The 22,178-nt window shown below is 44.3% G+C and carries 24 protein-coding genes and 13 pseudogenes; 30 read left to right on the top strand and 7 right to left on the bottom strand.

Annotated elements, in window-relative coordinates:
* The first annotated feature begins 600 nt into the window (after positions 1–600).
* The 11 genes and pseudogenes from AM379_RS21535 (at position 601) to AM379_RS21505 (ending at position 6,151) form a co-directional block, all read left to right on the top strand.
* A complete protein-coding gene (locus AM379_RS21535) occupies positions 601–1,083 on the top strand; it encodes a hypothetical protein (protein ID WP_032678368.1) in 483 nt (160 codons plus the stop codon).
* A 456-nt stretch (positions 1,084–1,539) separates the two neighbouring features.
* Positions 1,540–2,758, top strand: a pseudogene (locus tag AM379_RS21530) (RHS repeat domain-containing protein); the annotation flags it as partial.
* A 157-nt stretch (positions 2,759–2,915) separates the two neighbouring features.
* Entirely contained in the window at positions 2,916–3,407 is a 492-nt protein-coding gene (locus tag AM379_RS24155) for a hypothetical protein (protein ID WP_072031447.1), read from the top strand.
* Positions 3,408–3,606: 199 nt separating this feature from the next.
* Positions 3,607–4,219: pseudogene (locus tag AM379_RS24480) on the top strand (RHS repeat-associated core domain-containing protein); the annotation flags it as partial.
* Between the two features lie 60 nt (positions 4,220–4,279).
* Positions 4,280–4,705, top strand: a complete 426-nt coding sequence (locus tag AM379_RS24475; RefSeq protein ID WP_032678365.1) for a hypothetical protein — start codon at positions 4,280–4,282, stop codon at positions 4,703–4,705.
* Positions 4,705–4,950, top strand: a complete 246-nt coding sequence (locus AM379_RS21520) for a hypothetical protein (RefSeq protein WP_032678364.1) — start codon at positions 4,705–4,707, stop codon at positions 4,948–4,950. The genes AM379_RS24475 and AM379_RS21520 overlap by 1 nt, the downstream gene beginning before the upstream one ends.
* A 30-nt stretch (positions 4,951–4,980) precedes the next feature.
* A complete protein-coding gene (locus AM379_RS21515) occupies positions 4,981–5,211 on the top strand; it encodes a TNT domain-containing protein (protein WP_072031445.1) in 231 nt (76 codons plus the stop codon).
* 5 nt (positions 5,212–5,216) lie between these two features.
* Positions 5,217–5,594: a hypothetical protein gene (locus tag AM379_RS21510; protein ID WP_032678363.1), complete on the top strand. Its 378-nt coding sequence runs from the start codon at positions 5,217–5,219 to the stop codon at positions 5,592–5,594.
* 49 nt (positions 5,595–5,643) lie between these two features.
* Entirely contained in the window at positions 5,644–5,790 is a 147-nt protein-coding gene (locus AM379_RS24575; RefSeq protein ID WP_335253385.1) for a hypothetical protein, read from the top strand.
* A 77-nt stretch (positions 5,791–5,867) separates the two neighbouring features.
* Positions 5,868–5,945: pseudogene (locus AM379_RS24570) on the top strand (hypothetical protein); the annotation flags it as partial.
* A gap of 8 nt (positions 5,946–5,953) precedes the next feature.
* Positions 5,954–6,151, top strand: a complete 198-nt coding sequence (locus tag AM379_RS21505) for a bacteriocin immunity protein (RefSeq protein WP_032678362.1) — start codon at positions 5,954–5,956, stop codon at positions 6,149–6,151.
* Positions 6,152–6,221: 70 nt separating this feature from the next.
* Here the strand turns inward: AM379_RS21505 and AM379_RS21500 are convergent.
* Positions 6,222–6,333 (bottom strand): annotated as a pseudogene (locus tag AM379_RS21500) (DUF933 domain-containing protein); the annotation flags it as partial.
* A gap of 12 nt (positions 6,334–6,345) precedes the next feature.
* Between AM379_RS21500 and AM379_RS24470 the strand changes: the two are divergent.
* From AM379_RS24470 to AM379_RS21480, 3 genes and pseudogenes are all read left to right on the top strand, one after another.
* A pseudogene (locus AM379_RS24470) lies at positions 6,346–7,135 on the top strand (RHS repeat domain-containing protein); the annotation flags it as partial.
* 452 nt (positions 7,136–7,587) lie between these two features.
* Positions 7,588–8,106 carry a hypothetical protein gene (locus AM379_RS21485; RefSeq protein ID WP_032678360.1) on the top strand — a complete coding sequence of 173 codons (519 nt, stop codon included), beginning with the start codon at positions 7,588–7,590 and terminating at the stop codon, positions 8,104–8,106.
* A 411-nt stretch (positions 8,107–8,517) separates the two neighbouring features.
* Positions 8,518–8,796: a YciI family protein gene (locus tag AM379_RS21480; RefSeq protein ID WP_236900333.1), complete on the top strand. Its 279-nt coding sequence runs from the start codon at positions 8,518–8,520 to the stop codon at positions 8,794–8,796.
* Between the two features lie 13 nt (positions 8,797–8,809).
* Here the strand turns inward: AM379_RS21480 and AM379_RS24695 are convergent.
* Positions 8,810–8,909 (bottom strand): annotated as a pseudogene (locus tag AM379_RS24695) (DUF933 domain-containing protein); the annotation flags it as partial.
* Positions 8,910–8,929: 20 nt separating this feature from the next.
* The gene (locus tag AM379_RS24690) at positions 8,930–9,160 is read right to left on the bottom strand and encodes a hypothetical protein (protein ID WP_414651022.1); all 231 of its coding nucleotides are present in this window, start codon (positions 9,158–9,160) and stop codon (positions 8,930–8,932) included.
* Positions 9,161–9,178: 18 nt separating this feature from the next.
* On the opposite strand from AM379_RS24690, the gene AM379_RS24685 reads away from it, so the two are divergent.
* The 4 genes from AM379_RS24685 (at position 9,179) to AM379_RS21465 (ending at position 10,831) form a co-directional block, all read left to right on the top strand.
* Positions 9,179–9,358, top strand: a complete 180-nt coding sequence (locus tag AM379_RS24685) for a hypothetical protein (protein ID WP_210864185.1) — start codon at positions 9,179–9,181, stop codon at positions 9,356–9,358.
* A 72-nt stretch (positions 9,359–9,430) separates the two neighbouring features.
* Positions 9,431–9,685 carry an RHS repeat-associated core domain-containing protein gene (locus tag AM379_RS24680; protein WP_414651021.1) on the top strand — a complete coding sequence of 85 codons (255 nt, stop codon included), beginning with the start codon at positions 9,431–9,433 and terminating at the stop codon, positions 9,683–9,685.
* A 183-nt stretch (positions 9,686–9,868) separates the two neighbouring features.
* A complete protein-coding gene (locus AM379_RS24515; protein ID WP_255358183.1) occupies positions 9,869–10,000 on the top strand; it encodes a hypothetical protein in 132 nt (43 codons plus the stop codon).
* Positions 10,001–10,084: 84 nt separating this feature from the next.
* The gene (locus tag AM379_RS21465) at positions 10,085–10,831 is read left to right on the top strand and encodes a macro domain-containing protein (protein ID WP_050595742.1); all 747 of its coding nucleotides are present in this window, start codon (positions 10,085–10,087) and stop codon (positions 10,829–10,831) included.
* Positions 10,832–11,341: 510 nt separating this feature from the next.
* Here AM379_RS21465 and AM379_RS24675 read toward each other — a convergent pair.
* Positions 11,342–11,446, bottom strand: a pseudogene (locus AM379_RS24675) (DUF933 domain-containing protein); the annotation flags it as partial.
* Positions 11,447–11,557: 111 nt separating this feature from the next.
* On the opposite strand from AM379_RS24675, the pseudogene AM379_RS24525 reads away from it, so the two are divergent.
* From AM379_RS24525 to AM379_RS21400, 9 genes and pseudogenes are all read left to right on the top strand, one after another.
* Positions 11,558–12,000 (top strand): annotated as a pseudogene (locus AM379_RS24525) (RHS repeat domain-containing protein); the annotation flags it as partial.
* A gap of 350 nt (positions 12,001–12,350) precedes the next feature.
* Positions 12,351–12,707 (top strand): hypothetical protein, encoded by a 357-nt coding sequence (locus AM379_RS21445; RefSeq protein ID WP_032678359.1) that lies wholly within the window; start codon positions 12,351–12,353, stop codon positions 12,705–12,707.
* A gap of 107 nt (positions 12,708–12,814) precedes the next feature.
* Positions 12,815–13,699, top strand: a pseudogene (locus AM379_RS21435) (RHS repeat domain-containing protein); the annotation flags it as partial.
* Between the two features lie 291 nt (positions 13,700–13,990).
* Positions 13,991–14,461 (top strand): Imm26 family immunity protein, encoded by a 471-nt coding sequence (locus AM379_RS21430; protein ID WP_032678356.1) that lies wholly within the window; start codon positions 13,991–13,993, stop codon positions 14,459–14,461.
* 204 nt (positions 14,462–14,665) lie between these two features.
* Positions 14,666–14,959: pseudogene (locus tag AM379_RS24265) on the top strand (DUF6386 family protein); the annotation flags it as partial.
* Between the two features lie 31 nt (positions 14,960–14,990).
* Positions 14,991–15,894 (top strand): annotated as a pseudogene (locus AM379_RS24230) (RHS repeat-associated core domain-containing protein); the annotation flags it as partial.
* Positions 15,891–16,373 (top strand): hypothetical protein, encoded by a 483-nt coding sequence (locus tag AM379_RS21415; protein ID WP_032678355.1) that lies wholly within the window; start codon positions 15,891–15,893, stop codon positions 16,371–16,373. The pseudogene AM379_RS24230 and the gene AM379_RS21415, both read left to right, overlap by 4 nt.
* Positions 16,374–16,871: 498 nt before the next feature.
* The gene (locus tag AM379_RS24450) at positions 16,872–17,072 is read left to right on the top strand and encodes a hypothetical protein (RefSeq protein ID WP_236900308.1); all 201 of its coding nucleotides are present in this window, start codon (positions 16,872–16,874) and stop codon (positions 17,070–17,072) included.
* 270 nt (positions 17,073–17,342) lie between these two features.
* Entirely contained in the window at positions 17,343–17,636 is a 294-nt protein-coding gene (locus AM379_RS21400; protein ID WP_106504207.1) for a YciI family protein, read from the top strand.
* 54 nt (positions 17,637–17,690) lie between these two features.
* Here the strand turns inward: AM379_RS21400 and AM379_RS21395 are convergent.
* Positions 17,691–18,113 (bottom strand): annotated as a pseudogene (locus tag AM379_RS21395) (DUF933 domain-containing protein); the annotation flags it as partial.
* Here AM379_RS21395 and AM379_RS21390 point away from each other — a divergent pair.
* Positions 18,103–18,849, top strand: a pseudogene (locus tag AM379_RS21390) (RHS repeat domain-containing protein); the annotation flags it as partial. The pseudogenes AM379_RS21395 and AM379_RS21390 overlap by 11 nt on opposite strands.
* 415 nt (positions 18,850–19,264) lie before the next feature.
* Positions 19,265–19,738 carry a hypothetical protein gene (locus AM379_RS21385; protein WP_106504206.1) on the top strand — a complete coding sequence of 158 codons (474 nt, stop codon included), beginning with the start codon at positions 19,265–19,267 and terminating at the stop codon, positions 19,736–19,738.
* 56 nt (positions 19,739–19,794) lie between these two features.
* Here the strand turns inward: AM379_RS21385 and ychF are convergent, their stop codons facing one another.
* Both ychF and pth read right to left on the bottom strand, forming a co-directional pair.
* Positions 19,795–20,889 (bottom strand): redox-regulated ATPase YchF, encoded by a 1,095-nt coding sequence (gene ychF, locus AM379_RS21380; RefSeq protein ID WP_006175915.1) that lies wholly within the window; start codon positions 20,887–20,889, stop codon positions 19,795–19,797.
* Positions 20,890–21,015: 126 nt separating this feature from the next.
* Complete coding sequence (gene pth, locus AM379_RS21375) at positions 21,016–21,600, bottom strand: aminoacyl-tRNA hydrolase (RefSeq protein WP_106504205.1); 585 nt, start codon at positions 21,598–21,600, stop codon at positions 21,016–21,018.
* Between the two features lie 274 nt (positions 21,601–21,874).
* On the opposite strand from pth, the gene ychH reads away from it, so the two are divergent.
* Entirely contained in the window at positions 21,875–22,150 is a 276-nt protein-coding gene (gene ychH / locus AM379_RS21370; RefSeq protein ID WP_014170506.1) for a stress-induced protein YchH, read from the top strand.
* Positions 22,151–22,178: the final 28 nt, after the last annotated feature.

Genomic DNA, 22,178 nt, shown 5'->3' with positions numbered 1-22,178 from the left:
ACGCTGCTATAAAGATTACAGATTATTTTCTTAACAAAAAGTATCATATAAATTTTATTGATGTTCGGTATTTAAGGTTATGCTAACAAACCACAGACGACTTTGTGGCATTCGCTGGCGCTATGACTCCATAAACTTACCGAATGTGTTGAAAGATAACGTCCAGATTTCCTCTCAACCTCATATTCATGGTAATGAATACTGGAATGTTTATCGCGAAGTTGATGGTGCAAATGTGGTAAGTGGCAAGGACCTCATAATAAAGATTATAAAGGTATTGATAGTTACTCGAACAGAACGCTTAAAAAAGAACGATCCTCTATGCATTGCATTCAAATGGTGATCAGTTACCTGCATATACCATAACTCATACTACAGTTAGGCAATCTAAAGGTGATTCATTAGGATATCATGAGGTGTCACAAGTGACACTTAATTCAGATTTCCCTATAGGAACCAAAGTTAGGGAATATTATGTATTAAGGATATATTTGTTTCTAGGGGTTGTGCAACGGCGAATCCTCAATCCGGAAAGGGGGGGCAGTTTTACATACCTGAAGAAGCAAGAGGTAAATTAATTCCTGGTAAGATTATAGATATATGAAGAAGATGACATTTAATGTTAAAAATGGGAATGTTAAAATTGATGGTTATCCTATTGAACTTAGCTCTTTTGAAACATTCACTTCATCTGAATTTTACAAAATCCATCCGCAATTCACTAAGATAGGTAAATTTTATTTTTCGAAAAATGATATTGAATGGGAAGGGCAGAACTTTATCGTAGAGTTCAGACCAGCAATTTTCTCATTTAACCCATCTCTTTTTCTTACAAGTAAAGACGGAGATTTTTATCAATCACTCAAAGATTGGGATAAGAGGGCATCGTTAAAAAATCTAGAAGAGGAAGAAAGACGATTGACAGAATGGGTTCAAAATAAATTTTCCAGAAACAATATGGGAAAGATAAATAAGCCTCCATATGGAACAAAATGGACTTATGAATGGGGAGAGATAACAGTGCAATCAAATGAAAGATCCTTTGATTGTGGGATATATATTGGATGGGATCTTAATCTCTGATGGTAATAAATCGTACATTACATATATGAGTTATCCATTCATGTAACGGAAGTCATATTGTCCAATAGTGATATTTAAATTTATTATAGATGACTGCCTTATTTGGTATACGAGATAAAAACTCGGATTAATCCCTTTTTTCTAAATGAAATAATAATCTTCTTTGTACATCTTTTAAAAATGAGTCTAAAAAAGAGAAATGTATAATGAAATGCATAAAGAATAGTTAGATAATAATTTTGTAAAAATTGGATTTATGGCGAGATGAATTACTCACTTTCAGGATTCACTATATACACCTTAGTTGATCTTTCAATAAAAAATCAAGATATGGCGTTGGTTATTTGTAAATGCCATAAGGTAAAGAGAGTCTCAAGACACAACTGAAACTATTTAAACTTTACTCAGGAAGTTTAGTATGTCGCCATCTTTAACAGTGCAATTTTTCCATTCTGCACGCAGGGGGCGCTGACCACCCGCAACGAGTACGACTATTTTGGTCGACTGCATCGCCGGGACGTCTTTACCGGCAATGCCCAGCGTCCGACACCACGATGCGAGTCCCGCCACTGGGATTACGACTACCGCAATAACCTGGTACGGGAAGATCGGGATGATAACCCGTTCAGCTGGTACCGCTGGCAATACGAAAGGGTCGGGCGTTTGCTTGTTCAGGACGGCACGCTACCCGGGCAGGAGCAGTGGCGCTGGGATGCTGCCGGTAAACCGCTTGAAGGTTCTGCTGAGAAGGTTACGCACAACCGCCTGACGCAGCTGAATGGTATTCGCTGGCATAATAATATCCATGCTCGCACCGTAGAGAAGGATAACGGCCAAACCCGAGGAACCGCAACAAACCGCAGACGCAGGTAAGCTTCCGCTACGATCTGCTCGGTCGCCGCATCAGCAAAATGCGACACCAGATGCTGGGCGGGGCCAACCGGTAAGCTTGTCACCACCCGGTTTGTCTGGGAAGGGTTCCGCCTGCTGCAGGAAGTGCACGGGGACGTGCCGCTGACCTGTGTCTACTGCGACCAGGACAGCTACGATCCGCTGGCGCGTATTGATGGCGTGGATGCACCGGAGATCTTCTGGTTCCACTGCCAGCCCAACGGTACGCCGGAGCGGATGACGGATAGCGAAGGGCAGGTGCGCTGGGGAGGGGTGAACAGCGCCTGGGGCAAGCTGTTGCGGGAAAGCGAGACGCAGTTATCAGGATATTCTCAGAACCTGCGTATGCGGGGCAATACCCGGATCGTGAGACAGGTCTGCACTACATTCTATTCCGGTATTACGACCCGGACTGTGAGCGGTTTACGCATCAGGACCCGATAGGGCTGGCGGGGGGATAAACCTTTACCAGTATGCGCCGAATGCGCTGGGATGGGGGGATCCGTGGGGGTTGAAACCAAGATGTGCACCGACGAAAGCAAATGACCATAATCAGGCTGCTTTCGGCAGGCAGTGGCAAGGTCATGGGGAGTACAAAGGACGCGACTTATGGTCTAACACAATGTTAAAAGAAGGTGATGTCATCTACGGTGGTGCTCCTGGACAATCTGGTTTTTATTTTGATAAGGCAACTCTCGATGCCGCTGGCGGTAGTAGACAAAAACTATGGGAGAGTTTGCAGGTACAGCCACATAGAATATTTGGATTCCGTAGCAAAATTTAGGCGTACCGTGTAAAACGAGATGCAGTTGCTGGAACGGGACAAGCATTATCATAAGATCCTGTTGTTTTTGGTCAGGGAGGAGGAACATAATTTTCCTTTCAAATTATAAAATTGTGCTTGAGCCTATTAGCAAGCCTTTTGATATCGGAATATGACTATGAATCTTGCTATAGATACAGGCGCTTTTTTCTTCAATAAAATGCTGATGCTGACACCACTTATAACCAAAAAAGAAATAATGAATAATAATAATTTAAATTGGGAGCCTTGGCCAGATAAGGGATGTGATACAGTCTCTTATAGAGCTATTTTTAACATAAAAGGAAACACGCATGGTGATATTTATTTGATAGTTAACTTTATTCAACCTAATGATGGAAATGCTATTATAGGTAGTTGGAGTTTCGCACCTTATAAATTAATCGATGGGGAGCAAAAAAATCCAGAGGGGAAAGTCACAAATAAATTAAGGGATTGGTTCAAAGAAAAAACTAATGTTGACCTCCCAATTCATGGTGCATGGGGCCATATTAATGCGGCATATGACCATTGGAATTGTTCAGGTGCAATTTATTGTAATTATCGTTCTGGTTTCAGAGATGAAAAATCCTGGAGGGATTATTGCAAATGGAATAATATAAAATCATGAATTGAATGCGTATTGGTGTAAAAAACCTCGCAGTTATTTAATGATGGGGTGTCGAAAATAAAGCTTGCGACTGTTGAAATCATACCTTTTGAGGCCAGTGTGAAGACAGAACTCCTGGAAAATGTGTTTTACCCCTAAGAAAATCAAACGTTAAACAAGAGTTCATCATATCGCCATCTTTAACGATGTAATCTTTTCCTTACGCAGCATCTTGCCTGCTTCTTCGCGCCTTGTTCACCCTGCTCTCAATAAGCTGTCGGTCTCAGATTTTAGCCGCGACGAACTTCACCGTGAGACCAGCCGCACCCAGGGGATGCTGACCACCCGCAGCGAATATGACCGCCTTGACCGACTGCATTGCCGGAACGTCTTTACCGGCAATGCCAATGTCCGGCACCGCGATGCGGGTCCCGCCGCTGGGATTACGACTACCGCAATAACCTGGTGTGGGAAGAGCGTGACGACAACCCGTTCAGCTGGTACCGCTGGCAGTATGACAGCGCCGGGCGTTTGCTTGTTCAGGACGACACGCTGCCTGGCCAGGAGCAGATGCGCTGGGAAGGGGCGAATAGTGCCTGGGAAAAACTGCTGCAGGGAAGCGGGACGCAGCTATCAGGATATTCTCAGAACTTGCGTATGCAGGGGCAATACCTGGACCGTGAGATAGGACTGACAACAATCTGTTTCGGTATTATGACCCGGACTGCGGTAGGTTTACGCAGCAGGACCCGATAGGGCTGGCGGGGGGGATAAACCTTTACCAGTATGCGCCGAATGCGCTGGGATGGGTGGATCTGTGGGGGTTGAGTCGTGAGTGTAGCGGTAAAACAAAACCTGATTTCTATGTTGGGCCTGCTGGTCCAGGCGCTACAATGCCTTCAACTGCTTATCGTTATGTCCGATATTTGAATGACGATGGCAGTTTAGATAAATGGGTTCCTGGTCTTCTCGAAACTAAAAAAGTGCCTGTAACGTATTTTGGATTCGAAAAATTTTATACGGGTAAAGCGGCTCGTGATGCGTATCAGATAAAAGGTCCTGATAAAGTTGATCCGACTTTACCAGCGGATGTTTCTTGGAGTGATGCAAGAATTAGAGGAACATTTGATACATTGCAACTTTATGAAAATGGTACTCCTCAAGTGAGGCATCCAAGAATGTTTGGGGATGAAGTTGGTGCACCATTAGAACAATTTACAAATGCTTATCCGCAGTATGGGAAAGGGGGCGTAGAACAAATGCACGCAGAAAAACGGGAAATTACTTTCGACAAAATTGATATTTTTCCGGAGGAATAATGAATTACGATTCTTACAATGAGGTGCTCGACTATCTCAAGGAGTTTTTTAAGTCAAGAGTAGAGTCCGCACGTTATTTAGAAAAGCTAATAACTTTGATTGAAGCTTCTCGCTCTGAAAAAACTGTGACAATAAGAGGTATTTATGAAACGTACATGCAGTATGTAAAAGAAAATAGAGAAAATATAAAAGTCATCGCTGGAGAAAAAGAAATGTGGATTAATTTATTGAACCATTGGCAATAAGGTTTTATTGTCACAAAGATTCCATTGTAAATGGTTCTTACAAACCAGCGTGAATATCCTGCTGGAGCATCTTTCGAAAGCCGAGCCTTGCCTTTGGATACGCTAGATAAACCATATAAAACCTACGAAGTGGTTGCTCCAGTACATGCATATGCAGGACCCGCGATACCTTGGTTTGAACAACCAGGAGGGGGTGCTCAATATGCACTATCTAAATCAATAAAACAACTATTGGCTGATAAAAAAATTAGAGAGAAATAAATTTTATGACTCTGGGAAGTTATAATTTTAAACCCAAGAGAACAATATATGATGGAAAGGATGATGATTTTAATGATTATTCAGAAAAAATATCCATACCAAAGTTAGATTGTGAGATTGTTTTCAAAAACGAAGATGCCAAACCTCTTTGGGGTATACATGATGATTTAAAAAAACAAATCTTGAAAAATATCTCTGGGATAAAGGTTAAAACATATAGCGATGATCTAAGTCCCTCCTATAAATATAACGATTTAGATATTTGTGTTTATTCCAGTTTGTTTGCAGGCAATATTTTTCATATAGTATTAGCTGAGGGTGAAAGTCAGGCTGCTAGATATAAAATCATATTATTAGGGTTTGTATTAACTGACTGCAATTAACGCTATTTCAGCGAAATAGCATGGTGATGCAAGTTTATTCCCATCTTCTATTGTCGATAAATTACGAGGCCGGGAAGTAAAATCCTTTGATGATTTTGGCGAGAACTTCTGTATAGGAGGATGTTTCGATTCGCATCTTTCAAAGCAATGTTGTTCATCAAATGTTACCAGAATGCGGGGCGGAAAGCTCCAATAGCGCATGCTATGCAATGGAACGTGAAAAATAGATAATTTGTACTACACCATAGAACCCCTGCCCAACATGGAGGCGGTGTATATGATGTTGATAATCTAGTAATTATTACGCCAAGATATCACCTTGACACACTAGACCGTGCTTATCATTTTTAAGGAGTAATATGCAAAGACAAGAGCTTATTGACCTGATAAAAAAAATCCAACGTAGTGAAGGTACAGAAGAGGAAGCTGATAACAACATTGACCTACTTTGCAGAAGTGTCGCAGACCCTCAGGCAGCCAATTACATTTATTATGAAGAACTTAGCGCAGAAGAAATTGCTGATAAAATTATAAACTACAAACCAATCCAACTATAAATATTATTCTGGTGGCGCAATGAGCCTCCCATATGAAAAAAATCCATGCCAAAACGTGGATTTTTTCCATTCAAAACAGATCAAACGTTAACAAGATGTTCACCACGTCGCCATCTTTAACGATGTAATCTTTACCTTCAACAGGCATTCGGGCTTCCTCCTTACGCACCTTGCTGACCCTTACCCTCAATATTTTGCTTGTTCAGGACGGCACGCTGCCCGGACAGGAGCAGTGGCGCTGGGATGCTGCCGGTAACCCGCTGGAAGGATCTGCTGAGAAGGTCACGCACAACCGCCTGACGCAGCTGAACGGCATTCGCTGGCGCTATGATATCCACGGCCGCACTGTGGAGAAGGATAACGGCCAGACCCGCTGGCACTACCGCTACGACGGTGAAGATCGCCTGACGGAAGTCATCAGCCAGCCGCGGGACCACAACAAACCGCAGACGCAGGTCAGCTTCCGCTACGATCCGCTACGATCCGCTCGGTCGCCGCATCAGCAAAACGCGACGCCAGATGATGGGCGGACAGCCAACCGGCAAGCTGATCACCATCCGGTTTGTCTGGGAAGGGTTCCACCTGCTGCAGGAGGTGCACGGGGACGTGCCGCTGACCTGTGTCTACAGCGGTCAGGACAGCTACGACCCGCTGGCGCGCATTGACGGCGTGGAAGCGCGGGAGACCTTCTGGTTCCACTGTCAGCCGAACGGCACGCCGGAGCGGATGACGGATATTGAAGGGCAGGTGCGCTGGGAAGGGGTGAAGAGCGCCTGGGGCAAGCTGCTGCGGGAAAGTGAAACGCAGGTATCAGGATATTCCCAGAACCTGCGGATGCAGGGGCAATACCTGGATCGTGAGACAGGGCTGCACTACAATCTGTTCCGGTATTACGGCCCGGGCTGCGGACGGTTTACGCAGCAGGATCTGATAGGGCTATATGGCGGGTTAAATCTTTACAGCTATGCTCCTAATCCATTAGGTTGAATAGATCCGCTGGGTCTATGCAAGAGAGGGGATCCCAATGCAACTGAGTCTATATTTAGGGTTCAAGGGGGAATTCCACCAAATGCAAGTCGGGTCAGAATCAAATTAGATTCTGCTAATAACCAAAAAATTCAGCGTGGACCCTTAAATAGTGGAACCTTAAATATCAGTATTGGAGGTAGCTCGCATGCTCAGCATTTCCTTGATATTAGAGGTGGTAATGCAGAAATTGTTTCCTTTCAACTTCCTAAGTGGATGGCGGATTTCATAAAAGAAAGTGCAATACCTCAGGCCGGTTATCGTACTAATCCGTTAAATCAAGGTGGGTTAGCTCCTAAGCGTGTCGATCCGACAACGCCAGCTAGAACGTATGAATTACCATCAATATGGGCAGAATGGCTTGAAGAAGTAGCGATTCCAGGCTCGGGGAATGTAAAATAGGTTACTATATGAATGTTAATAAAGATGATGAACTCCTTGTAATAGTAAAGAACGAAGGAAGATTTTATTGGTTCGTTGCCTTTAAAGAAATGTGGGTTTTGGACAGAGTTAAATGGGTAGACGATTTTGTGAAAAACGGGGTGGAAATTAACTTACAGGATATCCATAAAGAAAGATATGACATACCAGTAGTAAATGAAGAAAACGTACGGATATTCATTGATAACTTAATTAAAGAGGGTTATTTATACGATAAGGATGATATGGCTGTGGCGTTTTACAATAGGCTTTCAGAAAAAACAACCTGGTGGGATATATATGATCTAATGCCAGATTTATTTATAGACTTTGATAGTAAACGACTATATTCTGAATATGTTGAGAATATGCATTACCACAAATATGTTCCTGATGGATGGTTAGGTGAACTTGTTGATTTCTGCAGTGATGGAACGTTACCTCAAGATGAAATATTCTGGATAAAAAATGAAACAGATTATAGAAGCATTGTGATCGTTAAACGGTAAAAATATACTTTCGGCATATCATTACTAGACTATGCAATGTTAGATTCAATACGTTAATTAGTCTTTGTATTAAATGAACAAAAGCCGTTACCAGCCGTTTTGACAAACTTCAATGCACTGTATGACAAAGTATATTTGTCTGCACCTCCCCAAGGGACTCTTTTATTGCTTAACATTCACTCTTCCAAGGGAAGTCGACATTGTCTGTAGCTATGCGGTAAAAAAAATGGCTGGAATGATTGGTTATTTCATATGATGCATAACATATTTTCCCAATCCGGACCCGCGTATTAAGATTAAAATACACATAAACGTTATAACAATACTGGGTGGCAACAGAGGATCCGCATAAACAGTTCCAACAATCGGCGTAAAAACCTAACTGAGAGGCAAAGGATGAGCACGGTTTAAATAGTTATTTTAACCTATATAAAACCACTCGAAGAGATTGACGCAGCGATACATGCTCATGTTGAGTGGCTAAAAAAGGGGTATTCAGAGGGGATTTTCCTGACGTCCGGTAGACGGATCCCAAGAAACGGTGGTGTCATTCTCGCTAAGTGTGAGAGTCTTGCCTCTCTTGAAGAGCGCTTACGCAAGAATCCTTTTCAGAGGTTAAAACTTGCGACTGCCGAAATCATTCCTTTTGAACCCAGTATGAAGACAGAACTCCTGGAAAATGTGTTTTGACCCCGTAAGGAAATCAAACGTTAAACAAGAGTTCATCACATCGCCATCTTTAACGATGTAATCTTTGCCTTCCGCACGCATCTTGCCTGCTTCTTCGCGCCTTGTTCACCCTGCTCTCAATAAGCTGTCGGTTTCAGATTTTAGCCGCGACGAACTTCACCGTGAGACCAGCCGCACCCAGGGGCTGCTGACTACCCGCAGCGAGTACGACCGTCTTGGTCAACTGCATCGCCGGAACGTCTTTACCGGCAATGCCCAGCGTCCGGCACCGCGATGCGGGTATCGCCGCTGGGATTATGACTACCGTAATAACCTGATACGGGAATAGCGGGACGATAACCCGTTCAGCTGGTACCGCTGGCAATACGACAGCGCCGGACGCTTGCTTGTTCAGGACGGCACGTTGCCCGGACAGGAGCAGTGGCGCTGGGATGCTGCCGGTAACCCGCTGGAAGGTTCTGCTGAGAAGGTCACGCACAACCGCCTGACGCAGGTCAGCTTCCGCTACGATCCACTCGGTCGCCGCATCAGCAAAACGCGACGCCAAATGCTGGGCGAATAGCCAACCGGCAAGCCGGTCACTACCCGGTGCGTCTGGGAGGGGGTCCGCCTGCTGCAGGAGGTGAACGGGGACGTGCCGCTGACCTGTGTCTACATCGATGGGCAGGTGCGCTGGGAAGGGGTGAACAGCGCCTGGGGCAAGCTGCTGCGGGAAAGCGAGACGCAGGTATCAGGATATTCTCAGAACCTCCGGATGCAGGGGCAATACCTGGATCGTGAGACAGGGCTGCACTACAATCTGTTCCGGTATTACGACCCGGACTGCGGGCGGTTTACGCAGCAGGACCCGATAGGGCTGGCGGGGGGGGGGATAAACCTTTACCCGTAGGCGCCGAATGCGATTGGGTGGGGTTGACTTCTTAGGCATTGATTCATGATACAGCCGAAGAAGAGATGAAAGATATCACGAAGAATGGTGTAATAAGACCTTCAACAGGGGATATACTTGTCCGCTTCGAGGATGGACAATACTTCATTAATATCATACCTGAAATGATTGGCGGACGAACACTTGAAAGATATTGATGGAATTGTGAAAATGTCACTAGGCCAATTAGAAGCTGATAGATATGGTAATGCAAGAAAATTAAAAGGAATAAGCCATTTTGCCGAAATAGCTGTTATTGGCTTAGATGGTAATTGAATCACGAGAAAATACACCTTTGATCTTGTATATAAAAGATTTTGATGATTCTAAAAGAATTGTTAAAAGAGGGAGGGATTGTAGTTGGAGAAAAAATATTTTAAAGGAAATGTTGATTTTATCTCTGGGCAAGGGTGCATTCTTAGTGAATTTATAGGAGATGTCGCGACACGTCAAATAAATATTGTTGATGGTGAGTATTATGCTTCTTCCTCTTTGTTAGATAAAAACGAACAAGTAGGTTTCCTGCTTTATGATGGTAAGAAAAGCGACTTAGACTTAAGTGACTCTGAAGAGATTTCAAATGAAGAATTTGAAAGTGTTTGGATGGATTCACTCGATTCATTTAAAGAAAAAAAACGAATAAAGTATTTATCCGGAGATGCTGTAAAGTGTTTGAACAAATCCACAATCATTGCTCACATTGTAAATAACAAAGGCAAATGGGGGAAGGGATTTGTTTTGTCTCTTTCGAAAAAATATCCTGCTTCGAAGAAAAACTATCACAACAATTTTAAAGATAATGGCGTTCCAGAATTAGGTACGGTAGATTTTGTTATGGTTGATGATCAAAAAAGGATATTTGTTGCTAATATGTTTGCACAGGATGGGATCAAGAAAAATAACAATGATGATAATCAATATGTATGCTATGAATTCTTAGATGTTTGTCTCGCAAAATTGTCTGACTTTGCGTTGGTGAATCGTCTTTCAGTACAAATGCCAAGAATAGGATCTGGCCTTGGTGGTGGTGATTGGAGTATTATAGAGTCATTAATATTAAAAAATATTTGTTATAAGATGATTGATTGTACTGTATTGACTTTATAATTTTAAGTTAAATTTAGATACGGTTTTTTAGTAAGGCTTAATTGCAGTTCTAAAATAAATGCATTATTGACATAGGCAAGGACTTTAGTATGCAAATATCTATAATAAATACTATTGAAAAGGAAACGAGTTACACGATAACAAGAACTACATCGAGGCTTTGAGCAATAACAACAAGTCCAGAAAGCGCTATCTTAGCTGAAGGGTACATTGGAACTTGCCAACTGGATATTTGTATGCTTGTACAGCCCTTACTTCGATCTCACGGAGTATGATAAGGCGAAGAAATGGGGTGAGACCACATTACGCACACGTCGAACGAATATAGGTACTGCGCCATTTATCGACCTCGGTACGGTCCGTTACGAGTGGAATTATTCGAGGAAGCGAATAAATATTTTAACGATGCTATGTTTATGGAAAACAGCGTGCTTTTCAGGATCGGCCTAAAAATACCTTAAGTTCTCTATGCGCAAGAGGGTATAAGATAGTTAATTTATAGAATTTACAATTTAAACAATAGGTTAACACTATGCCATCTTTAACGATGTAGTCTTTCCCTTCCGCACGAACCTCGTCTGCTTCTTTTGCACCTTGCTCTCGATTAGCGGTTAGTATACTCACGACGTACTCCACCGTGAGACCAGCCTTACGCAGGGCTGCTGACCATCCGTAGCGAGTAAGATTGGCTGACACAGCTGAATGGTATTCGCTGGCGTAAAGCTAACCGGTAAGCCCGTCACCACCCCGTTTGCTTGAGAGGGGTTCCGCCTGCTGCAGGAAGTGCGGGGAATGTGCCGTTGACCTATGTCTACAGCGATCAGGAGAGCTACGATCCGCTGGCGCGTATTGATGGCGTTGCTGACCTGAGATTTCCTGGTTCTACTGCCATCCTAACGGCATGCCGGAGCGAATGATGGATAGTGAAGGGCAGGTGCGCTGGAGAGGGGTATACAACGCCTGGTGCAAGTTGCTGCGAAAAGGCGAGACGCAGATATCATGTTATTCCCAGGATCTGAGTATGCAGGGGCAATACCTGTAACGTGAGACTGGACTGCACTACAATCTGTTCCGTTATTACGACCCGGGCTGCGGGCGGTTTACTCAGTCGGACCCGATAGGGCTGGCGGGGGGGAAAACTTTACCAGTATGCACCGATGTGGGTAGGTCATTATAGATTAAGTGTTTATGAAATTGGAAGCTATCCTTATTTGAGAGATATAGTTAATGATGGCCACACTGGACTTGATGCTCATTGTTGGATGCAAAATTATTTTGAAAAAAATATTTTTGAAGTTTATAATCTTAAACGCTGAAGAAACATATCGGCATTAATAAAAGTTTGGGGAGAGGTGTAGTTTGCATGGATTCTATAAAAAACAATTAACAACTAATTATCTGTAGGCAATTAACAACACTTTTCCGCATTGTTAATTTCTACTAATTCACTAACAAATGCTAGTCTCATTGCAATGACATTTGTTTTTAATATGGCTTGTTCTTATATCGGTAAACACATATGGTAAAGCAGGATTTAATCGATCAGTTGGATAAAATTGAACAACTAGTGCACAAATCTTTACCTGCTGAATATAAACGATTTATGGTTGAGAATGTTAGAGACACTGACTCTTATGAGATTAAAAGATCGAATGGTGAACATTTATATGTATTCAATTGTTTCGATTTACTTGAAAGAAATATTACATACACAATTCAAGAGGTTGAACCTGAATTTTTATTGATTGGTCAAGATGGCGATCTAGGATATTTTCTTAATTTGTGTAGAGGTACTGATGAGGTTTATTCTTTAGAACTTGGTGCGTTAGGAAGCTTGGATATGATTAAAGAAAGTAATACTATATTTATGTTATAAGAGTTTCTGATTCATTTATGGACTACTAGTTTAATATAAATAAAAATCAATGCCAAAGCGTGCATTTCTTTTGCTCAAAACAAATTAAACGTTAAATAAGAAGTTCAGCAATTCACCATCTGAACGATATAATCCTACCCTTCGGCAAGAATCTTGTCTGCTTCTTTTGCGCCTTGCTCTCGATTAGCGGTGAGTATACTCGCGACGTACTCCACCGTGAGATCAGCCGTACGCAAGGCTTCTGACCACCCGCAGCGAGTACGATCGCATGGGCCAACTGTATAGTCGGGACGTCTTTGTCGGCAATGCCCGTCGCCAGCGCCGCTGTCATGCAGCAGATAACCCGCTCGAAGATTCTGCTAAGTAGTAGGTCGTTAATAATTGTAAGACGCAACTGAATGGCATTCGCTGGCGTAAACGCGATATCAGATGCTGGATGGCAACTGGCATGCTAGTCACTTCCCGGTTTGCCTGGGAAGGGTTCCCCCTGCTGCAGGTGGTGCATGGGGATGTGCGGCTCACCTATGTCTATTGCGATCAGGACAGCAACGATCCGCTGGTACGAATTGACGGCGTAGATACCCCGGAGATCTTCTGGTTCCATTGCCAGCCTAACGGCATGCCCGTGCGGACGTCGGATAGCGAAGTGCAGGTGCGCTGGGAAGGAGGGAACAGCGCGTGGGGAAAGCTGTTGCGGGAAGCTGAGACGCAGGTATCACGATTTTCTCAGAACCTGCACATGCAGGGGCAATACCTGGACTGTGAGACCGGGCTGCATACAATCTGTTCCGGTATTACGATCCGGACAGCGGGCGGTTTACGCAGCAGGGGCCGATAGGGCTGGTGGGGCGATAAACCTTTACTCCTATGCGCCGAATGCGCTGGGGTGGGTGGATCCTGTTGGTTTAACCGTTTGCAAAAACGGATGCCCTAAACGATCAATGAGAAGCATGTCTTTTGCTGAGTGGATTAAAAGAAAAAAGTGGAAATAATACCCATGTGTATTTAAGATATAAAGATGTCAGACCTATCTATGTAGGGATCACTAAGGATGTAGATATCCGTGCTGTACAGCTTGGTGACTTGGTGAAATGTTCGACAAAATAGTTAGAATTACTGAAGAACTGTTAAATTGCGGTCATGCGTGGATCAGAGAACCAGAAATTATTCACAATAATCCCCACTTTTAAAATTCTATCAATAGCATAAGTCCGACAAGAAAGTTATACTCGGATGCTATTATGTGTGGCGGAAATTGGCTTAAATAATAGGGTTAATGGAAAATGGCCGATAGACTTACTATAGTGCCAGCAAAAGAAAATCAAAAAAAATGGCCTAAAGAAGGCGATGTTTTTTACTTTCAGTTAAATGATGGTCGGTTAGGCTATGGCATGGTCTCTTTGGGTAAAATAGATGTCGGCCCGTTCAAGAATGCCATAGTTATATATATATATAACTATTTTACATCTTCGCTTCAAGAAGATGCTGTATTGCCAAAAGATAATTTGCTGCTGTCGCCAATTATTACTGATAATTCATGTTGGAAAAACGGTTATTTCGTAACGTTTAAAACTATCGACATGCGCGAAGTGGATGTCTTACCTCAACATTATTTTAAAAACCCTGTTAGAAATAAAATATATGATCATTATGGCGTGGCAGTAGACTCGCCGATTGAGAATATACTAATAGGTGAGGAGTCGATTCAATTTTATAAAAGCGTTGTAAAATCTATAGAAAGTATAATTAACTAATATGCAGGTCGGTGAGTAGCTTGTGTTTTTCGGTCTTTTATTTTTACCGCAGCATGTTATGATGATTAGCTTATAAAAAACATATTGTTAGATTTTTGAGTGCCAGATGGGCTTATACCTATTTTTAACCTAATCCCTTCATTTATTACTTGATAATTTATAACTATAGAAACCGATACTGCCGTATTAGTTATTTATGATTTGATGCTATTAAAGCATAGAATTAATGAGGATGTAGATTGGTGCAGTCTACCAAAAGATGAAGAAATAAAAATGCAATATGTTATCTCCAATCTTGGTGGTGACGGAACCTATAATGTCAATATTAGATACGATGTTGGTGAGTATACAGTTGCATAATTCTTAAGCGTATCTTCTGGGAAAGTTTTCATCGGGGCGGGGGAGAATGTTACGGGCGGCGCCCTTGATCCTGATGACTCCGAAGCTATGTCAGATGAGTTTATTACTTTAGAAGCTGGTAATTATGAAGTTAAATATACAAAACAAGGTGCGGATGTTCTCATTTCCTTTACACCAGATGCTGGGCGGACAGCCAACCGGCAAGCCGGTCACCACCCGGTTTGTCTGGGAAGGGTTCCGTCTGCTGCAGGAGGTGCACGGGGATGTGCCGCTGACCTGTGTCTACAGCGATCAGGACAGTTACGATCCGCTGGCGCGTGTCGATGGCGTTGATTCCCCGGAGATTTTCTGGTTCCACTGCCAGCCCAACGGCACGCCGGAGCGGATGACGGATATCGAAGGGCAGGTGCGCTGGGAAGGGGTGAACAGCGCCTGGGGCAAGCTGCTGCGGGAAAGCGAGACGCAGGTATCAGGATATTCTCAGAACCTGCGCATGCAGGGGCAATACCTGGATCGTGAGACAGGGCTGCACTACAATCTGTTCCGGTATTATGACCCGGACAGCGGAAGATTTACGCAGCAGGACCCGATAGGGCTGGCGGGGGGGGATAAACCTTTACCAGTATGCGCCTAATGCGCTGGGATGGGTGGATCCGTGGGGGTTGAGTCGTAAATGTAAGGATCCATCTAAAGAAGCAACGAAGTGGCAAGGCCCTGGAAATGATGATTATCCCGGTGTTGATGTTTATAAGAATAGGAAGCTGAAAAAAGGTACAATTCTTTATGCTCTTTACCCGAATGGGAATCAACAACCCTCATATACTGTGACATTCCCAACAGTCAATCAATATAGAGGCGATCCTTTGGGTTATCATCAAGCGTTACAGGTAAAATTAGATCCTCGATGGCCTGTACGTACGAAATTAAGGGCTTTCTATGTAAGCGAAGACATAGATGTTGCTTACGGTAGAGCTGCAGCCAATAAGTTGTATGGAGATGGGGGAGGACTTCAGTTCTTTATCCCAGAGGAATCGAGACATCTTTTAACCCCAGGAAAGATTATAGATATATGATAAACTTAAATTTTAATGCGAAAACGGGAAAGCTAATTTTCGATGGTCTAACTTTAGAGATTGATACTGAAGAAGGATTTTGCAACAGTAAACTTTATCACAAACTAAATACGTTTAATGCTGTAAAGAAATACATGCCTTATCAATATCTTATTGATCCGGTGTTTTTTTGCGATAAAGAATTTGAAATTAACATACGGCCAATATGTTTTGGTTTTCCTTTTATGGTTCATCTTGTCGATAAAGATAGTGAATATTATAAATCCCTAAAGGACTGGGATACGAGAACTAATATTAACATGCTAAATAACTCAGTGAAAAGCTTGTCTGATTGGCTAAGCCTTTCTCTGAATTTAGGGGTTCCTGATATTACGAAAACAGAAATGATTAGATGGGATTATGAATGGGGCCGAATTTCTGTCTCGTATGAGACAAAGTCATTCAACCATGGTATATATATAGTTTGGAATTCAATATAATCAATAATCAAGGCTTGCCTAAATTAAGTTATTGACTAATAACATCATCCATTTACTTTTAATCTTACTTGTTATTATTGGAGATAAAAGTTATAGAGGAAATGAAAATAACTAATCGACTTAAAAAGAAGTTATTAGTCCTCGATGGCATTGACAATGATTTCATAGAGTATGGAAAGGAAATATCATGCCCTGAATGTGACGGGGTAATAGTCTACTCTATCGTAAACTCATATGAGTTTGACACGCTTACTGAAGAGGTAAAAAGCTTTTTGGTTAAGAAAATGAGAGGTGTGAAGCTTGTTAGTGAACATAAGAGATATAGCTACGACGATAGCCAATTAGATGTTTCGAAAAATACATGTTCAAAGTGTTTGAAAGATTTTTCTAGTGTATTAACGTATAAAGAAGTGCAACCAGCACGATACCGGGTATATCTTGTGGGGCTTTTTGAAGGTGATTTGAAAAAGATCAAACTTTAAAAGTTGAGGTTTACCAATGATTGAAAATCTCATTTATTTTAAAGAAAATAACCTGCTTCATTGGGCTAGTGGTGAAAGTAACAGAGTGGTTAGTATGCCATTTTTAGACCATGCAATGGTCGACTCAACACGCCAGTTAGTCTTTGCGTTAAGCGAGTCTAAGCCATTACCAACCGTTTTGACCATCTTCGATACTCAGGGCGAAAAATTATTTTGATCTGCACCTCCTGAAGGTGCGACTTTCTATTACTTAACATTCAATCTGTCAAAGGAAGTGGTCGTTTTCTGTAGCTATCCAGCAAAACAAAATGGTTGGCATGATTGGTTTTATTCCTGGGATATGAAGCGTAACGCGTTGTCTCAATCGGGCCCTGCATATTAAGATCAAAAGCGCTAAAAAAAATGATAACTATAACCGGTGGCAAAACAGGGACTGTATCAGCAGTTCCAACAAGCGATTTAAAAAAACAGAGTTAAGAGGCAAAGGATGAGCACGGTTTACATTGTCATTTTGACCTATATAAAACCACTCGATGAAATCGACGCAGCGATATCTGCTCATGTTGAGTGGCTAAAAAAGGGGTATGCAGAGGGGATTTTTCTGGCGCCCGGTAGACGGATCCCAAGAAACGGTGGTGTCATTCTCGCTAAGTGCGAGAGTCTTGCCTCTCTTGAAGAGCGCTTACGCGAGGATCCTTTTCAGAAGTTAAAGCTTGCGACTGTTGAAATCATTCCCTTTGAACCCAGCATGAAAACAGAACTCCTGGAAAATGTGTTTTAACCCCGGAATAAAAAAATCCACGCCAAAGCGTGGATTTTTTTCATTCAAAACAAATCAAACGTTAAACAGGAAGTTCATCACGTCGCCATCTTTAACGATGTAATCTTTCCCTTCCGCACGCATCTTGCCTGCTTCTTTTGCGCCTTGCTCACCCTTGTAGGTGATGAAATCTTCAAACGCGATAGTCTGCGCACGAATGAAGCCTTTCTCGAAGTCGGTGTGGATCTTACCGGCCGCCTGAGGCGCAGTCGCACCGACAGGAATCGTCCACGCACGCACTTCTTTCACGCCAGCGGTGAAGTAGGTCTGCAGGTTCAGCAGCTCATAGCCTGCGCGGATCACGCGGTTCAGGCCCGGCTCTTCCAGACCCAGCTCGGCCATGAATTCGTCACGGTCAGCGTCGTCCAGCTCTGCAATGTCGGATTCAACCGCGGCGCAAACCGCTACCACTACAGAACCTTCACTGCTCGAAGGTTCTGCTGAGAAAGTCACGCACAACTGTCTGACGTAGCTGAACGGCATTCGCTGGCGCTATGATATCCACGGCCGCACCATGGAGAAGGATAACGGCCAGACCCGCTGGCACTACCGCTACGATGGTGAGCACCGTCTGACGGAAGTCATCAGCCAGCCGCGGGACCGCAACAAACCGCAGACGCAGGTCAGCTTCCGCTACGATCCGCTCGGTCGCCGCATCAGCAAAACGCGACGCCAGATGCTGGGCGGACAGCCAACCGGAAAGCCGGTCACCACCCGGTTTGTCTGGGAAGGTTTCCGTCTGCTGCAGGAAGTGCACGGGGACGTGCCGCTGACCTACGTCTACAGCGATCAGGACAGCTACGATCCGCTGGCGCGTATCGACGGCGTTGATGCCCCGGAAATCTTCTGGTTCCACTGCCAGCCCAACGGTACGCCGGAGCGGATGACGGATAGCGAAGGGCAGGTGCGCTGGGAAGGGGTGAACAGTGCCTGGGGCAAGCTACTGCGGGAAAGTGAAACGCAGGTATCAGGATATTCTCAGAACCTGCGCATGCAGGGGCAATACCTGGATCGTGAGACAGGGCTGCACTACAATCTGTTCCGGTATTACGACCCGGACTGCGGAAGGTTTACGCAGCAGGACCCGATAGGGCTGGCGGGGGGGATAAACCTTTACCAGTATGCGCCGAATGCGCTGGGGTGGGTGGATCCGTGGGGGTTGAAATGCAAGTCTACGGAAGATGGTCCGATTTTAGGTCCTCATGGAAGTTTAAAAATGACTTACGCCCTGGACAATCACATCACTTATATCAGGATACTGCATTCCGTGACATTATTCCTACTAATAGTGGAGCAGCGATAAAATTAGAAGGTAATGCGTTCACTCAACCAGGTACTCCACATTATGAAGCTCATAAATCTTTAGAACAGTTTTGGAATCAATTTAGGAAAGGCGGAGCTTCATACCGAGAAATGCCTTCCAATCTCCATTATACTCAGGCATTGAAGCATTCACTGGAGGCTGCTGGTTTACCAGCAAATCAGGTGAAAGAAGCAGTCAGATATAGTATTCAAAATCGAATACAACATGGTGCGCTTGGTGGTATGAACGTACCTGGGATCCCAGGAAGAATAAATCAGGTTAAATCATGAAAATATCCCCGTTAGCAATAGACAGGTTAAACAAAATTAATTGGTTTGTTAATCTTGGTGTGGCGACGACCCTCCCTGGGGTTATCCAGGTTCAGTCTCTTAGCTTATTTATAAAAGGCTTGAATAGCGATGAATGGGAAAGTGCCACATTGGAAGCAGGCAATGAAATAACAGGTTATCTCGCAAAGAAACATACTAACAATTATCAATATTGGAACTCTTTGGTCAAAGAGGCTAAGAAAGTGGTGGAGAATGATATTATCCCAAAAATAATCTTCCCAGAGTCTGAGAAAAGCTCAATGATTGAGAACTTAAAATGGGATCTGGTGAATTACTTGCTTGAAGATGCGTATGGTTCTTTACTACGAGAGCCGTTCTTTTTTGACGGATTGATTAATGTTTATGAAGCTGGTCATATGCCTTGTGGATGGTCAGGAACTTGGCCTGCGGGAAAACTAGTTATCTATTGATAGATTCGCAATAAAAAATCCACGCCTAAGCGTGGATTTTTTTCATTCAAAATAAATCAAACGTTAAACAGGAAGTTCATCACGTCGCCATCTTTAACGATGTAATCTTTCCCTTCCGCACGCATCTTGCCTGCTTCTTTCGCGCCTTGCTCACCCTTGTAGGTGATGAAATCTTCAAACGCGATAGTCTGCGCACGAATGAAGCCTTTCTCGAAGTCGGTGTGGATCTTACCGGCCGCCTGAGGCGCAGTCGCACCGACAGGAATCGTCCACGCACGCACTTCTTTCACGCCAGCGGTGAAGTAGGTCTGCAGGTTCAGCAGCTCATAGCCTGCGCGGATCACGCGGTTCAGGCCCGGCTCTTCCAGACCCAGCTCGGCCATGAATTCGTCACGGTCAGCGTCGTCCAGCTCTGCAATGTCGGATTCAACGGCAGCGCAAACCGCTACAACCACTGAACCTTCAGCCGCCGCGATTTCACGCACTTTGTCCAGGTATGGGTTGTTCTCGAAACCGTCTTCGTTAACGTTGGCGATGTACATAGTTGGCTTCAGAGTCAGGAAGCTCAGGTATTTGATCGCCGCCTTGTCTTCTTCTGTCAGGTTTTTCAGCGCGCGCAGCATGCCCGCGTTTTCCAGCTGTGGCAGACATTTTTCCAGCGCAGCCAGTTCTGCTTTCGCGTCTTTGTCGCCACCTTTGGCTTTCTTCTGCACGCGGTGAATAGCGCGTTCACAGGTGTCGAGGTCAGACAGTGCCAGCTCGGTGTTGATGACGTCGATGTCGTCAGCCGGATCCACTTTGTTGTTGACGTGGATGATGTTGTCGTTCTCGAAGCAACGGACAACGTGACCAATTGCTTCCGTTTCACGGATGTTGGTCAGGAACTGGTTACCGAGGCCTTCGCCTTTGGATGCACCTTTCACCAGGCCCGCGATGTCCACGAACTCCATGGTGGTCGGCAGAATGCGCTGCGGCTTCACGATTTCCGCGAGCTGGTCCAGACGCGGATCGGGCATTGGCACAACGCCGGTGTTCGGTTCGATGGTACAGAACGGGAAGTTCGCCGCTTCAATACCTGCTTTGGTGAGCGCGTTGAACAGGGTGGATTTGCCCACGTTTGGCAGACCGACGATACCGCATTTGAATCCCATTTCTAAATCACCTTAATATCTTGATAATCAATCCGTTAACGATAACCGATTGATGAAAAGTAAATAACTACGCCTATTATACACGTAACCCGCATCACGCGCGGTAAAAAAGCCGTATCGGGCGGATTATTGCGCTTTGAAAGCGTGTAAGCGGTTTGTCGCTTTGGTTAGGCCATCTTGCAGCCAGATTTCGGTGCAGCGCACCGCTTCGTCGACCGCTTCGTCAATCAGTTTCTGCTCAGAAACCGGCGGTTTACCTAACACAAAACCGACAACTTTGTTTTTATCGCCCGGATGGCCGATTCCCACGCGCAAACGGTGGAAATTGGGGTTATTGCTCAGCTTGCTGATAATGTCTTTCAGACCATTGTGACCGCCATGACCACCGCCCAGTTTGAATTTTGCCACACCGGGGGGCAGGTCCAGCTCATCGTGGGCCACCAGAATTTCATCCGGGTTAATGCGATAAAACGTCGCCATGGCTGCAACAGCTTTGCCGCTCAGGTTCATAAAGGTGGTGGGCACCAGCAGACGGACATCTGCGCCAGCAAGATTGATACGTGAGGTATACCCGTAGAATTTTGGTTCTTCACGCAGGGGAGCACGTAACCGTTCGGCCAGCAGATCAACGTACCAGGCACCGGCATTGTGGCGGGTCGCCGCGTACTCTGCGCCTGGGTTCGCGAGGCCGACAATCAGTTTAATCGTCACGATTCAATTCCTAATGGGTTCCAGATCTGGCGCGTAGTTTACTGTCTGACGCGCCGCTTGACAAAATTCTGCTGCCCGAACCGCGAGATATGAATAATTACTTATCTGAACAATTAGAATTTCAAGCTGTTCAATGTCTTATTTGTAAACTTTTGTCTGGGAGTTATCTGTAAATGTGATCATTCACGCAACTCATAAAAGAGCCGTTGTCTATACTTTACACACAAGGATCAGGGGCTTTTCCCCTTACAACCCAAAGTTCCGGAGGTGACATATGAAACGCAAAAACGCTTCGATACTCGGTAATGTGCTGATGGGGTTGGGACTGTTTGTGATGGTCGCTGGCGTGGGTTATTCAATTTTAAACCAATTGCCGCAGCTTGACCTTCCGCAATACTTTGCGCATGGCGCGGTATTGAGTATCTTCCTTGGTGCAGTGCTATGGCTTGCCGGTGCGCGCGTGAGTGGTCATGAAGAAGTCTGCGATAAATACTGGTGGGTGCGCCATTACGATAAGCGCTGCCGCAGGGACCAGCACAAACACAGCTAACGTGCTACGACGAAAGAACACCGAAACG

Origin of the sequence: Enterobacter cloacae complex sp. FDA-CDC-AR_0132 (assembly GCF_003010695.1) — a bacterium.
In the GTDB taxonomy this organism is placed as follows: domain Bacteria; phylum Pseudomonadota; class Gammaproteobacteria; order Enterobacterales; family Enterobacteriaceae; genus Enterobacter; species Enterobacter ludwigii.
Note: the sequence above shows the minus strand (reverse complement) of the source record. Positions and strands in the feature narration are given on the sequence as shown.